Here is a 13243-nt window from a genome sequence, read left to right on the forward strand (position 1 = left end):
TTTATTCCCAAGCGGGACTGACGAATATCAATTTTATTTCATTCGAGAGATGCCCGAAATTGACTCCCAATCCTCTTAAGAGGATTTTCGCTATGAGCTTGGGAATTTATTCCCAAGCGGGACTGTTATCATTTGACCAGCTTATCTGGAACGATCGCCAAGATTTTGAGCGATCGCACATCCCACAGGAAATTCATTCCCAAGCGAGATATTCAACCGGACATCATTTCACGGGCGATCGCGCACCAAAACCGCCCGGGCCGGAGCCCCCTCCGAACCGATAATTTTCAACGGCAAACACACCAACTCATACTCCCCCGGTTCCACCGTCGCCAAATTCAGGCCCTCCACAATAATCACCCCCGCCTTGACATACCCGACCATTTTAAATCAAAATTTGCCATTTGAAAACCAGATTTTTGGGGGCAGATTTCCCGCCCCCCACTCCCATTATGAGAGTTTATCTCCCGGAATAATCGTCGCCCGGAAAACATAGTTTTGATTGCGACGGTAACGCGGATCTTGCTTCACCAGTTGCATAAACTTGCGATGATCCGACATTTTAGGAGTGACAATACACCCCGCGCTGGTCAGGCCGATATCATAGATACTGGCATCCCAGCCGCCGTGAATGTTGATCCCAAAATAGCCCGTATCCGAGGGATCTCCGGTGCGAATTCCGTCCTGATTCCCATCCCGTCGCACGGTGACAGTGCCACCCCTTTGAACCAGTGCTTCGTGTTCGGAAGCAGTTCCGGCTTTGTGAGTGCCAACTTTCCAAGCTTGGTACTGTCCGAATTCGATGCGGGCGGCTCCCCTTGGGTTGACGGGATATTGAGTGTAATAATAGCCCGGTTCCGTGGTCGCCCGATCGCAATAAATGAGTTTGGGAAGTCCGGACTCAAACACCAAAATGCTCAAAACATCATTAAATTGATTCGCCGCATCTCGGTTGGGAGAACCGTCCGGATCGACCCCTTCGATCGCCACAATATTACCATACCCCGGTTCGCGATCGAGGGTGTAGTTTTGGCGTTGCATATACTCCACAATCTGATCGGCGAAGGAGCGCTCGTCGGGCTGGTAGGGCCGCAAATATTTGCTCGACAGCCACCCTTCAAGCCACTCATTTTTGACTTGAACTCGGACGCGATACCAACTTCCATCGGCATTTTCACCCAGTTTTTTAACCAGGGTTCCCCGCCGCAGTTGGGCGATCGCCTCGTTGTCCGTGTCGGGTTTCGGCCGCAAATTCAGCCAGTACACATTGCTGACGATCCAATCTTCATGGTTTTCAGGAACCGAGGAGAAACTTTGACCCGCGATCGCCCCCTCAATACTGCGGGCAATTTTGGCAATTTTTTCGCCCCACTGCGGATCGTCGGCGTAGCGGACATTCATCCCATAATTTTTGTTGCCCAAACAGGGGCGGGTGTTAAAATATTTGCCCGTCGATCGCAGATAAAGTTCATCGATCCGCCCCATCACAAAGTCGATACATTCGGCATCATTGGGAAAGCCCCGGGAGGATTCATAAGGGCTGTTGGTGAAAGCAGACCATCCAAACAGGTTGTGTTTTTCCCGGCAAATTTTCGATGTTCCCCAGGCCGTTTCGTGAATGGCGTGGGCGAGAATATAGGTGGCGTTTATGCCGTATTTCTTGGATGCGTCAATAATATGTTTTCCCAATCCCAGCCGAAATTTTGCCGGTTTGGTTTTCAGGTAAGCATCGATGCGATCGCCCGTCAGATGGGAAGGGCGTTCTTTCAGGTTGCTGTCAATGCCGAAAGGCGACAGATTGACCCCATTTTGGGAGTTGAGGGACTGGCTCAAATCTCCCGACCCGATATAGACAAAAAACTCGATAGTTTTATTCCCAAATCCCGCCTCCAAACCGAGATTTTTACCGTTAATTTTTCCAGCCTGGGCGATGCGAACGTCCGCCCCCGAACTGCCCGGAATCACCAGGGCGATATGACCGGGCGAACCGGGTACGGAAGCGACCACAACTTTCCCCTGATCCGCCAAATTGGCGGCCGTGTCTCGGTCAATTTCTCGCCATTGACCCCCGCCACCTTCGTTAAAGAATCGATTCAAGTGGTCGGCACTGTAGGGTTTTGTCTTCTGTTCGTTTTTGTAGATGGGATGGGGTTGGGGATAGTAGTGGGCATCGGGGCCGTAGCGGGGAATTTGGATGCCAAGAACGTCGAGAACGTCCGCGACAAACCAATTACAAAAGGTTTCCGATTCTCCGTCCCCATTCAAATCCCGAGATCGGTAATACGACCGCTCCGGATTGACAGTTTCGATCGCCTCAAAAATGCGTCGGACATCCGCAGAAGACTCTAATTTTAGATCGTCCGGTTGGAGATACTTGCTCGACACCCACCCCTCCACCGTGCGCTCGTTGAGGGTGACTCGAACGCGATACCACGCCCCCTCATCCGCTTCGTCCAGTTTTTCAACGGGGGTATCCCGTTTCAGTTTGGTGATGGCTTGATGATCCGTATTCGGTTCCGGCCGCAAGTTGAGCCAGTAAACCTCCGCAATCCTAAATCGAACGGCTGGCATAATGCAAAACCTTTGTATTCAATCACTTCCCGATCGCATGGCGGTCGGCATTTACACTCAGGTTTTGCAGCGGGGCGATCGCGCCGACCGGATCAAAGGTTCAAAACGATACAAAATTCAACATTTTGCCCAGTCGGGTCAGGTCAAAATCACCGTCACCACGATCGCCGCCAAAGACAGAATGATCGCCGCCACGATAATTCCCGCGGCGATATTGCCGTTGCGAATCTCGTGTTGATAGTCGATCGGGTCGAGGAGGTCGAACAGGCGGAATCCGGCATAGAGGAGCACGACGGCCAAAAACGTCCAACCCACGGAGGCAACAACAGCTTGCACGATCGCCATGATGAATTTTGTTAACGATTAAAATCAACCCAGATTCTCAAAAGCTATCATGGAAGGGTGACAAGTGGGCGCCGTAGAGAATCAACTTATGCCCGGTACTGTAAAAAAATATCGCTCCAATCGCTTTGTGGAGTCCGCGCCGTCCTTCGGGTTTTGGATCGTCGGACTCCTGACCGTGGCGTTTATCGCCTCCCCATTCCTCTCAAAAACCTTAGTCTCCAAAGTGGTGAGCGTCGAGGAAGGAGAACCCGCCACCCTGTCCCCCATCCCAGTCCAGCGATCGCTCGTCGGAGCCCTGCGGGTGGACGTCAAGGCCAGAATCCCCACCAACCGATGGGTGACGTATGAAATTCAACTCCGCAACCGCGAGGGAGAAATCATCGCCTCGGCGGTCAAACCCGCCTGGAAAGAGTCCGGAACCTGGTACGAAGACGGCGAGTCCGGAACCTGGCAGGAAGAAGACCTCCAGGGCGGCTTGGACGTGCGTTTATCTCGCCGAGAACAAGATGAACTCACCGTCGCGATCGCCGTTTTGGAGTACACCGACACCTCCGGTCAAGATATCGATAAACCCGTCAATTTCTATGTCAAAGTGCAAAATGGCGCGATCGACACCCGCTTTTTCTTCGTCGGACTGGTGGGCACATTGAGCCTGACAGCGTTGAGTTATCTTTCCGTTCACCGCACCGGAAAAACCGTCCTTTCCAAGTCCATCAACGATAGCGACGTCACCGGACGGGCGATCGTCGGTGGCGAAAATAACCTCATCAAAATCATCATCGATGTCAGATCTGACGAAACCTCCCCCAGACAACTCACAGCCCACTTTAACATCAACGACGGTTACGGCCTGCAGGTTTATTCCGGGGCTCACGTTATGCCACTGCGCTATTCTAAAAATGATAAAGGCAGAGTCGAAAGCGCATCGGGAAAAGCGGTTTTGTACTTCGTTATCAAACCGCGAGGCTCCTACGGATTTTCCATCGAAATCATGCCGGATGGCCCCGTCGATCGCACGTTATTGATCGTCCAGGAAAATGCCAAAACCCTCGGCGAAACGGACGTGATCGAAATTTCCGCCAGTTAATTGATTTGAGGAAAAACTCATGTTACCCAAAGTTTTGATTTTCATGGCAACCGCGATCGCCGCCACCACCATCTGGGCCGGCTTCACCCAGCGATCGGCCCTGAGTTTGCGGCAGGAAAGGCAGTTATTGTACTGGCCGAGATACCGCACCTCCCTCTCCGGTCGCTACTACCGCGGCGACTGGCAAGCCAACCCCCAACGCTCCTCCTACGGCCTGTTTCGCGGCGGCGGCCCGAGTGCGGGGAAGTAGGGTGTAGGGTGTAGGGTGTAGGGTGTAGGGTGTAGGGAAAAAATAATGCCTCCTCTACTTCCTCCGCTTCCTCTGCTTCCTCCGCTTCCTCCGCCTCCTCCGCCCCCCTGCCCCAAATCAAACGCCCCCGAAATATCTTTGTCAGACACCCCGGGGGCAATGGTGAACCTCAGCTTCAGTCTTCTGACTCGGGTTCGGAATCGTCTAAATCGTCTAGGTCGTTACCCTCGTCGAAATGGGATGATTCCAACTGGGAATTGGGAACGTCAACCCCATGCTGGAGAGCGGCGACAAGTTGGCGTCTGACGGCTCTCGCCCACACGTCAAAATCGAAACTATCACTGGTCGGATTGTACTCGGTAAACGGTCCCCGAGGATTGGATTGAGTGGCATTCACAGCATTCGCCTCCTAATGAAAGTCTGCAGCGTTACAGAGGCGCGTTCCTTCGGGAGGGTACTCCCTACTTCCGTCTTTTGGCAAAACCCGACCAATTTAAAGTGAGCGGCACCAAAAGATGAACGATTGTTTGTGCTACCTTATATTATATCATCGGTTTTTCTGTGGGCATCCCCCTTCAAAAAGGCTTAAACCCCGACCCACAAAGCGACTGAGACGATTTTTCAACTTTTTTTTGCGATCGCCCCCGCCAAATTCATTCTTCCGACCTAGCCCGGTCGGGTGAAGTTGACCGCCATTGGCCCCAATTTCGCACCCTCCGGGGAAAAACCGTACCCGTTCGGCGGGTTTATACGGCATTTGAGGGATTGCGGGGGAAGTTTACATTTCGTTACGATAGATTCATAAAGCTTCAGGGAGGCAAATGCGCCCCCTGGCGAAGCATTCGGAGGAAGCCAGATATGAATGGCTCTATTCGCGTCGGGAATTTATTTGGAATTCCCTTTTACATTAATTCATCCTGGTTCATCATTTTGGGCCTGATGACCCTCAGCTACGGCGGCTCTCTGGCCGTCCAATTTCCCGAGTTGGGACTGGGACTGCCCTGGCTGTTGGGATTGGCGGCGGCATTGCTGCTGTTCGCTTCAGTTTTGGCCCACGAACTGGGACACAGTTTCGTTGCCATCCGGCAGGGAATCAACGTGAAATCGATCACGCTGTTCCTGTTCGGCGGGTTGGCGAGTCTCGACAAAGAAGCCAAAACCCCCGGCAACGCCTTCTGGATCGCGATCGCGGGTCCGGCGGTGAGTTTGGTCCTGTTCGGTTTATTTTCCGCGATCGCATCGAGTTCCATCGTCAGCGGTCCTCTGGGAGCGGTGGTCGGCCTGCTGGCCTACATCAACCTGGCCCTGGCACTGTTCAACCTGATTCCCGGTTTGCCCCTCGACGGCGGAAACGTACTCAAATCGCTGGTTTGGAAGATCACCGGCAACCAATATAAAGGTGTCGTCTTCGCGAGCCGCGTCGGTCAGGGATTTGGCTGGTTGGCAATTATTTACGGACTGCTTCCGGTGTTGATCTCGGGTAGCTTCCCCAACTTCTGGACGATTCTGGTCGGTTGGTTCCTGCTACAGAACGCCGGTGCATTGGCCCAGGACGCCCGATTGCGCGATCGCCTGTCCGAGTACACGGCAGAGGACGCCATCATCCCCGAAAGTCCCGTCATTTCCGAACACTTATCTCTGCGGGAATTAGCCAACGAGTACATCATCGGCAAACCCCAGACGCGGCGATTCTTCGTCACCGGTGAAGGCGGACAATTGATCGGAGAACTCCGAGTCGATGACATGAAGGGAGTCCCCACGTCTCAATGGTCGTCCGTGTCCGTGAAAGAACTGGTGAAACCCGTCGAATTTGAAACCACGGTGGATGCCGAGCGATCGCTGTTGGATGTGGTGATGTTGTTTGAAGAAAACAAGCTCGACGAACTCCCCGTCTTCCGCAACGGCACGCTGGTGGGATTGATTCAAAAAGCCTCAATCCGCAACTTATTGCAGCAAAAAATGCTCACCCGCCCCGCGTAAATCGGTCTCACAATTGAAGACCCGACAAGAGACGCAGATCCGCCCGATCTGCGCTTTTGTTTTGTATGGCAGGCAATAGGCAACAGGCAACAGGCAACAGGGGGGAAAGTCGTCAATTGTAGGGTGCGTTCCCACCCCATCCATTATCGGTCTAATCGGTCGGTGAGAATAGGGAACGCACCGACTCTCAGCAATACGGCGATCGCCCCAAAGCGCAACAACAGAGGGGTTTCGTTGTTGGGCTTGAGTCCCTCAATCCGGCGCCCCAAAGCGCAACAACGGACGGCAGGAGAACCGATTACAACAGCCAGGTGCTTTGTGAAAAATCCTCGTTGTTGAGGGGTTGAGTTTGGACGTGCTCGGGGCGCGGCACCAGATGGGGTTTGGGATAGTGGGGGTGAGACTCGGCCCGGAGATCTTCGTTTTCCTCCTGGAGTTGTTTGATTTCTTCGAGGAGGTGGGTGTTGGTTTCCGAGAGGTGTAAGGCCGTCGCCTGGGCTTCTTCGAGTTGTTGTTTTAGGTCGGATGCCTTAACCTGTTCTTTCAGGGTCGCGATCGCCCGCTCTTTTTCCGCCAACTCCGCTTTCAGGCCGTCAACCTCTTTTTGCAGACGGCGATCGCTTTGACTGGCGGATTTCAACTCGCATTTGAGCTCCTTAATTTCTACCTGCAATTCCGTCTCCCGCCGCCGGGACTCCTCCAAATCCGACTGCAACTCGGCGATCTGGGTTTCGAGCTCGGCGCGGCCCTTGAGTTGGCCCTGTAACTCGGCAACCTGGGTTTGCCAGTCGCTTTCCCGGGCCTGCACTTGTTCCAGGAGCGATCGCACTTCGGCCAGTTGCGACTCCAACTCCGCTTTGGTGACTCTGCCACGGGAGGAAGATGGGGTGGAAGTCCCGGCACTTGCATCGGCATCGGCAGCTTCCGGGACGGGATCGGTTCCCTTCTCCGCCTCCTGTTTGACCAGATCTGCCAGACTCTTCTTGGCCATCATCTCCTCCCGTTGGACGATTTGCTGGGTCGCTTGCTGGGGCTTGCGTTGGCGTTCCCCGAGATTCTCCTAGCATACCGCGATCGGGCCGGCAACTCACCCCATTTTCTGGACCCGGAAGAAATTTTCAAAAGGGGGTTGCATTTTGTCGGAGCCTCGTGCTACGATTGTAAATCGTTCGGACGCATAGCTCAGTTGGTTAGAGCACCACGTTGACATCGTGGGGGTCACTGGTTCGAGTCCAGTTGTGTCCATTTGGTATAACTCCTTATCCGGCAATGATTACAGCGCTTTATTCAAGGCTAACGGTCAGAGTCAACGACTCAAACAGCCACTAAATAAGGGGATACACCTAATGCGCCCTGCTGGAATCGAACCAGCCTGAAGGCGAATTATGAGTTCGCTGCCTCCCCAATCGGCCAAGGGCGCCCGAGAATTGGTTTTCTATGATAGCATAACTGAGCCGCGAACCTGCTGGCAACTCCCGCCACCGATCCCGAACAGATGAGCCGAGTCCGTGCTAAAACTAAAAACATCAAATTCTGGCGCGATCGCCGGATCGAACTCCGGGGGTCGCGATCGCACACAGTCCGGATCGATCATTCACACCGACTTTGACAGGAGCAGATGGGCTTGAATTCAACGGTAATTATGACGGTGGTTTTGCTCGTGATGATGTTCGGAGCGGGCATCTTCAGTTCGGCCTGGGGCTACCGACTCGGCCGGGACGCACTCAAGGAAATTACCCAACCGGACGTGCGGCCGAGCAACCTGACGGAAAAGGCGAATAATGCCCCCCGCCAAGAGGGCGTAAAGTTTCTGACGGAACAGGAAATTCTCGCCAGCGTCAAAAAACGCATGGAAGGCGGGGAAGAGGCGACGGCGGCATCCAAAAAGAGCGAACCGAAGCCCGAGGAGAAGGCTGAAACTGAGAACACATCCGAGGAAACTGCAGCCAATCCCGCCGCATTTCCCATCGTCAGCCGGGATGGGGGTATCACTTTGGAGATCACCTCCGTGACACGGAAAAGCAATTCCCTGCTGCTGAATGTAAATATCAAAAACGAGGGCGATCGCTCCATCCGTTTTCTCTACAGTTTCCTCAATGTTACCGATGATAAGGGGCGGGCGTTGAGTGCCAGCGTGGACGATCTGCCGGGGCAGTTGCCGCCGGGTAGCCAGACCTACACCGGAACCGTGACGATTCCCACGGCGTTGCTGGACAATGCCAAAGAATTGGGGATGAGTTTGACGGATTATCCCGATCAAAAATTGCAACTTCAGATGTCCGGAATTCCGGTTGTCGAGTAATTTTAGGAGGCGATGGAACGCTTGTTTTTTACCCTTTTTGGGGTCAATTGTGATCGATATTTGACAGTGCGAAGGACACGAAGGTTTTGGGTGACGCATCGGCGATGACATTGACTGCCCAGGATATGCTGCTGCGATTGTTGTCCGTGTTGTTGCTGATTGCAATTAACGCCTTTTTTGTCACCGCCGAATTTTCGATGGTGTCCGTGAGGCGATCGCGAATCAATCAGTTGGTGGACGAGGGAGATCTGCAAGCCCTGACGGTCCAACACTTGCAGCGGCGGATCGATTTGCTGCTGTCCACCACCCAGTTGGGGATCACGCTCTCGAGTCTGGCTTTGGGCTGGATCGGGGAGGCGACGATGGCGTTGGTGATCCGCCAACTTTTGGGCAATATTCCCTTCTCCGAAACCATCCAAAATGCGATCGCCCACTCCCTCGCCATCCCGATCACCACCTTTTTCCTGATCGCCTATTTGCAAATCATTTTGGGGGAATTGCTTCCCAAATCCCTCGCCCTTTTGTACCCCGAACAGATCGCCCGTCTGCTGGCGCCGCCGTCCCTGGCGATCGCCCGTTTTTTCAAGCCTTTCGTCTGGTGTCTGAACCAATCCACCCAGTGGCTTTTAAAACTCTGCGGCATCCACTACACCGGACAACCCTACACCCGCGTCACGCCGGAAGAGTTACAACTGATCATCACCACGTCCAGCGAATCCATGGGTTTGGAAGCGGAGGAGAGACAGTTATTAAATAATGTCTTTGAATTCGGGGATGTTTTGGCGGAAGAGATCATGATTCCTCGCACCAGCATCGTATCTTTATCGAATACGGCGACATTTCAAACCCTGTTAGAAGAAATGGCGGTTTCCAACCATTCCCGCTATCCGATCGCGGGGGAATCCCTGGACGATATTTTGGGGATCGTGGATTTTCGCGATCTGGCGAAACCGCTGGCGGAGGGGCGGCTGTCTCCCGAAACGCCGATCGCCGATTGGATTCGCCCCGCCCGATTTGTCTCGGAACAGATGGTGCTGAGTGAATTGTTGCCCCTGATGCAGCGATCGCAGCAGGAAATGATCATCGTCGTGGACGAGTTCGGCGGGACGGCGGGACTGGTGACGATCGCCGATCTGATCGGCGAAATTATCGGGGACGGTTTGGAACTGACGGAGACGGAAGAGGTGACGCTACAATTTATGGACGAGCAGACGTTTCTCGTCCAGGCTCAGTTGAGCGTGGAGGAGGTCAACGAACTGTTGGATCTCAACTTGCCCTTAAATGAAGAATATCAAACGTTGGGCGGTTTTATCACCTACCAACTGCAAAAAATTCCCGGCGTCGGGGAAGTGCTCCGCTACAACAACTTGGAATTTAAGGTGATGTCCGTCGCCGGACCGAAGGTGGAACAGATCCAAATTTCTCAGTTGGAAGCGGAAACCGTCGCCGAGTTGCAGGCGGAAATTGCCGAGGAAGTGGAAGCGGAAATTTTGACGGGGGGGGAAGGGGAGCGATCGGAGTCGGCGGAACTGGCGACGGATCAGATCGAAGAAATTACCCTGGAACCGGACGGGGAGAGTCCGGAGGAAGGGACGGATAAGGACTCCGAACAACAACTGTAAAAACCGCCACTCCGGATCTTTACATTACTTCATTAAAAAACGTGTCGTTTTCTCGGTTTGGCATCGAAATTAAAGGAACTCAAAAGATAACAAGAGTCCCTTTGAGTCAGCCAATTAGCCCGGTCAGCCGGACAGCCAATCCCCACAGAGCTGCCGAGATAAATTGATAAAACTTTATACTGTAAAGATCGGATGAAGGTTGTCAGATCGCCTTGGCATCAGTTTGGCAACCGTGTTATTACTGAGCTATAGAAAGTCCGGGTAAGAAATTACCGCATTTCTACGGATTCAAACGACATCTGGCAATCGGGATATTGCCAGAAACAGACTGTATTTGTAAAAATCGACTATTTTAAGGAGCCAACCATGAGCGTTAAAACGTCATCCATTCCGATCGAAATTGTCGCATCGCTGGCCGTGGGAACGATCGCGATCGCCGGGTTTGCAGAGTCCGCATCGGCGGCAACCTTGACCGGAACCATCGATCTGAAAACTGGCGATTATTGGGGAGATTTGTGGCAACGCAGCGATCTGGCCAGCTTCGTGCGTTCTCCTGTCAACCAATACTCGGACAGTTATTATGAGACAGTTTTCAAACTGAATTTAGATCCGGCTAACTCCCCTTTCAAAGCCGCTACTTTTGATATCGACTACGATGCCGATCCCTGGGGAATGAGTACCCACATCGGCGACTCGATCTCGAACAACGGTTATCGAGGTGATGCCAGCCATCAAAGCAATGATGCTGAAATGCACATCGGCGTACCGCAGTCTTCTTCTCCATCCCCAGCATCTGATGATATGTTGGTGTACGGCAACGATAACTTTAGCGGCACTTCACCTTTGATCCAAGCCTTCGATTTGGTGAAGGGAGGATCGACCCTTTCCTTGACGGTTTCTGACAACCAACTCCAATGGGATGACAACAGCGGAAACTCCGGAATGCTGAATTCACCTTATTTGTATGCTCTCGACGGCCAGAGCGATTCTCAGGGGCCGGTAAATTATGATATTTTCGCAGCATTTAATCGCTCGATTGGAACGATCGGGCGCCCCGGTTCCGGGGTGAGTCAGGTGACAATTACCCTGCAAGAATCTCCCGAGTCGGTTCCCGAACCGTCTACCCTCTTGGGGTTGTTGGGTGTCGGAGCTGTCGGTGTGAGTTCCCTGTTGAAATCCAAGAATCAAAAAGTGTGAGCGACTTCTTTCTCTGTTCTCCAAGTGAGAGAAGTACAATACAATCAAAACTCACTTTTATCCGGTGGGTTGAGTCCGGATTCAATCCGAAACCCAACCCACCCGATCGCTCAAAATCGCTCAAACGGGAACGGTCGTCGGTTCCACAAACGCCACCAATTTCAAATCATATTCTGCTTCAAAAACATCCTTTTTCAAATCCAAACTCCACAACTCCAACGCGCAGTCGTCCTCGCGATCGCACGGTTTGAGTTTGAGTCGGAACTCCCCCGCATCGCGATCGCACTCGCAATCGACGTCCGCCACTGCCCCGATCTGCCGCCGGTCTAGGGCCACCGCCAACCGCATCAGGGGATTGAGGCGATCGACCAAATGGCGATTTTTCTTCGACAAATTTTGATAATTTTCGTGCTTCTTTTTCGGGGCACTTTTGCGGTGGTAGCGGGCGAGATTGGCGATAATCTCGATTTCTGTGTCCGTGTACCCCAACAATTCCCCATGGCGGATCAAATAGTAAGAATGTTTGTGGTGCGCCGAGTGGCTGACATACAGCCCGCAATTGTGCAAAATCGCCGCCGCCCACAGCAATTCCCGCTCTTGAAAACCGTAGTCGTGCAGGATGCCTTTCGTTTGGTCGAATAGGCTCAAAGTAAACGCCGCCACCCGTTCGCTGTATTCCAAATTGACATCATATTTCTGGGCAACTTTGAGGACGCTGCGTTGCCGGATCGAACTGCCGTAGCGGAGGCGATCCTCGATCAAACCGTGGGTCAACATCCAGTCCACGATCACCCCTTCCCGCAAACTCCGCTCGCAAATCGTCAGGGATTCCATGTCCAATAACGTCATCGCTTCGAGCAAAATTAATGCCCCCGCCAGGATAATTTCGGCGCGGCGATCGTTGATTCCCGGAATGTCCAACCGCTCCGTATAGGACAACTTTCGCAGTTGGTTGACCACATCTTCCAAGTCGTTTCGGGTGAGTTCGTAACCCGCCAGGGGGTCGGGTTCAAAGCCCAACTTTTGGCGGGCGACGATACCCGCCAAGGTTTCGATCGTCCCCGAAGTTCCCACCAGGCGGGGGGTTTCTCCGGCTTCGAGGTGGGGTCGCAATTCGTCGATCGGACGCTCCAACATCCCCCGGATGTAGGCTTGCAAATAGAGAAATTCGGTGCGACTGATGGGGTCGCTTTTGACAAATTCCTGGGTGAGGCGGACTGCCCCCACTTTGGTACTGCTGAGGAACCGGGGTTCCCGGCCGTCTCCCAAAATCAATTCCGTCGAACCGCCGCCGATGTCGATGATGATGTGGGGTTCGTCGTGGAATTCCATCGCCGAGAGGACGCCCAGGTAAATTCTGCGGGCCTCTTCCGGGCCGGAAATGAGGCTGACTTCGAGATCCAACTCGTCGGACACCCGTTTGATAAAGTCCCGGCCGTTGGGCGCCTCCCGCACGGCGCTGGTGGCGACGGCGATGACTTGTTCGGCGTCGCAGGTTTTGGCGATTTCTTGAAAGCGTTGCAGGCAGGCGATCGCGCGATCGATGACCTCGGGTTTGAGGTTGCCCTTCGGCCCGCAATCTCCGAGCCGCACGGTGTCTTTTTCGCGGGCGATGATCGAAAATGCGGGCAAATCGGGTTCGATCCGCACGATGACCATGTGCAGGGAATTGGTCCCCAAGTCGATGGAAGCGAGGATGCGTTCGCCGCCGGGTTGGTCGGGCATTCTCGCGAGGGGAACTGAGTTAACCATAGGGTTTGTCGATTGAAGCTCACTCATATCAATTCAATTTTAGGGGAAGACTTGACGGGCTTATAGCGCTGCTAGAGGGGGTGTAGGGTGTAGGGTGTAGGGTGTAGGGAGGGGAAATTCCCTCGACATCAGGGTTT

The 13243-nt window shown here is 53.4% G+C and carries 12 protein-coding genes, 2 tRNA genes and 1 riboswitch; of the genes, 7 read left to right on the plus strand and 7 right to left on the minus strand.

Features of this window, described 5'->3' with window-relative positions; translation table 11 throughout:
- Positions 1-228 precede the first annotated feature (228 nt).
- The 3 genes from LKE08_RS03715 to LKE08_RS03725 form a co-directional block, all read right to left on the minus strand.
- Positions 229-384, minus strand: a complete 156-nt coding sequence (locus tag LKE08_RS03715) for a hypothetical protein (RefSeq protein WP_324702848.1) — start codon at positions 382-384, stop codon at positions 229-231.
- A 66-nt stretch (positions 385-450) separates the two neighbouring features.
- Positions 451-2571, minus strand: coding sequence for an SH3 domain-containing protein (locus LKE08_RS03720; RefSeq protein WP_324702849.1), 2121 nt, complete (start codon positions 2569-2571; stop codon positions 451-453).
- Positions 2572-2709: 138 nt separating this feature from the next.
- Positions 2710-2916 carry a DUF350 domain-containing protein gene (locus LKE08_RS03725; protein WP_324702850.1) on the minus strand — a complete coding sequence of 69 codons (207 nt, stop codon included), beginning with the start codon at positions 2914-2916 and terminating at the stop codon, positions 2710-2712.
- Positions 2917-3004: 88 nt separating this feature from the next.
- On the opposite strand from LKE08_RS03725, the gene LKE08_RS03730 reads away from it, so the two are divergent.
- The gene (locus LKE08_RS03730; protein WP_324702851.1) at positions 3005-4003 is read left to right on the plus strand and encodes a hypothetical protein; all 999 of its coding nucleotides are present in this window, start codon (positions 3005-3007) and stop codon (positions 4001-4003) included.
- 19 nt (positions 4004-4022) lie between these two features.
- Entirely contained in the window at positions 4023-4253 is a 231-nt protein-coding gene (locus LKE08_RS03735) for a hypothetical protein (protein WP_324702852.1), read from the plus strand.
- 175 nt (positions 4254-4428) lie between these two features.
- Here LKE08_RS03735 and LKE08_RS03740 read toward each other — a convergent pair whose 3' ends face one another.
- Positions 4429-4650, minus strand: coding sequence for a hypothetical protein (locus tag LKE08_RS03740; RefSeq protein WP_324702853.1), 222 nt, complete (start codon positions 4648-4650; stop codon positions 4429-4431).
- Between the two features lie 38 nt (positions 4651-4688).
- Positions 4689-4777, minus strand: a riboswitch (Glutamine riboswitch).
- Between the two features lie 334 nt (positions 4778-5111).
- Here LKE08_RS03740 and LKE08_RS03745 point away from each other — a divergent pair.
- Positions 5112-6233, plus strand: coding sequence for a site-2 protease family protein (locus tag LKE08_RS03745; protein WP_324702854.1), 1122 nt, complete (start codon positions 5112-5114; stop codon positions 6231-6233).
- A gap of 298 nt (positions 6234-6531) precedes the next feature.
- Here LKE08_RS03745 and LKE08_RS03750 read toward each other — a convergent pair whose 3' ends face one another.
- Positions 6532-7227 (minus strand): hypothetical protein, encoded by a 696-nt coding sequence (locus tag LKE08_RS03750; protein WP_324702855.1) that lies wholly within the window; start codon positions 7225-7227, stop codon positions 6532-6534.
- A 177-nt stretch (positions 7228-7404) separates the two neighbouring features.
- On the opposite strand from LKE08_RS03750, the gene LKE08_RS03755 reads away from it, so the two are divergent.
- Positions 7405-7478 (plus strand) — tRNA-Val (locus tag LKE08_RS03755).
- 102 nt (positions 7479-7580) lie between these two features.
- On the opposite strand, the gene LKE08_RS03760 is transcribed toward LKE08_RS03755, so the two are convergent.
- Positions 7581-7653 (minus strand) — tRNA-Ile (locus LKE08_RS03760).
- A gap of 222 nt (positions 7654-7875) precedes the next feature.
- Between LKE08_RS03760 and LKE08_RS03765 the strand changes: the two genes are divergently transcribed.
- The 3 genes from LKE08_RS03765 (at position 7876) to LKE08_RS03775 (ending at position 11354) form a co-directional block, all read left to right on the plus strand.
- On the plus strand, positions 7876-8535 hold the full coding sequence (locus tag LKE08_RS03765; RefSeq protein ID WP_324702856.1) for a hypothetical protein: 660 nt from the start codon (positions 7876-7878) through the stop codon (positions 8533-8535).
- A 104-nt stretch (positions 8536-8639) separates the two neighbouring features.
- Positions 8640-10157 (plus strand): hemolysin family protein, encoded by a 1518-nt coding sequence (locus LKE08_RS03770; RefSeq protein ID WP_324702857.1) that lies wholly within the window; start codon positions 8640-8642, stop codon positions 10155-10157.
- Positions 10158-10523: 366 nt separating this feature from the next.
- A complete protein-coding gene (locus LKE08_RS03775) occupies positions 10524-11354 on the plus strand; it encodes a PEP-CTERM sorting domain-containing protein (protein WP_324702858.1) in 831 nt (276 codons plus the stop codon).
- Positions 11355-11474: 120 nt separating this feature from the next.
- Here the strand turns inward: LKE08_RS03775 and LKE08_RS03780 are convergent, their stop codons facing one another.
- The gene (locus tag LKE08_RS03780; RefSeq protein ID WP_324702859.1) at positions 11475-13106 is read right to left on the minus strand and encodes a Ppx/GppA phosphatase family protein; all 1632 of its coding nucleotides are present in this window, start codon (positions 13104-13106) and stop codon (positions 11475-11477) included.
- Positions 13107-13243: the final 137 nt, after the last annotated feature.

The organism is Lyngbya sp. CCY1209 (assembly GCF_035615495.1).
Taxonomy (GTDB): domain Bacteria; phylum Cyanobacteriota; class Cyanobacteriia; order Cyanobacteriales; family Microcoleaceae; genus Limnospira.

Bases quoted from the DNA above. Each gene is read 5' to 3' on its own strand.
- LKE08_RS03715 (WP_324702848.1), bottom strand. From the start codon at position 384: ATGGTCGGGTATGTCAAGGCGGGGGTGATTATTGTGGAGGGCCTGAAT.
- LKE08_RS03720 (WP_324702849.1), bottom strand. From the start codon at position 2,571: ATGCCAGCCGTTCGATTTAGGATTGCGGAGGTTTACTGGCTCAACTTG.
- LKE08_RS03725 (WP_324702850.1), bottom strand. From the start codon at position 2,916: ATGGCGATCGTGCAAGCTGTTGTTGCCTCCGTGGGTTGGACGTTTTTG.
- LKE08_RS03730 (WP_324702851.1), top strand. From the start codon at position 3,005: ATGCCCGGTACTGTAAAAAAATATCGCTCCAATCGCTTTGTGGAGTCC.
- LKE08_RS03735 (WP_324702852.1), top strand. From the start codon at position 4,023: ATGTTACCCAAAGTTTTGATTTTCATGGCAACCGCGATCGCCGCCACC.
- LKE08_RS03745 (WP_324702854.1), top strand. From the start codon at position 5,112: ATGAATGGCTCTATTCGCGTCGGGAATTTATTTGGAATTCCCTTTTAC.
- LKE08_RS03750 (WP_324702855.1), bottom strand. From the start codon at position 7,227: ATGATGGCCAAGAAGAGTCTGGCAGATCTGGTCAAACAGGAGGCGGAG.
- LKE08_RS03765 (WP_324702856.1), top strand. From the start codon at position 7,876: ATGACGGTGGTTTTGCTCGTGATGATGTTCGGAGCGGGCATCTTCAGT.
- LKE08_RS03770 (WP_324702857.1), top strand. From the start codon at position 8,640: ATGACATTGACTGCCCAGGATATGCTGCTGCGATTGTTGTCCGTGTTG.
- LKE08_RS03775 (WP_324702858.1), top strand. From the start codon at position 10,524: ATGAGCGTTAAAACGTCATCCATTCCGATCGAAATTGTCGCATCGCTG.
- LKE08_RS03780 (WP_324702859.1), bottom strand. From the start codon at position 13,106: ATGGTTAACTCAGTTCCCCTCGCGAGAATGCCCGACCAACCCGGCGGC.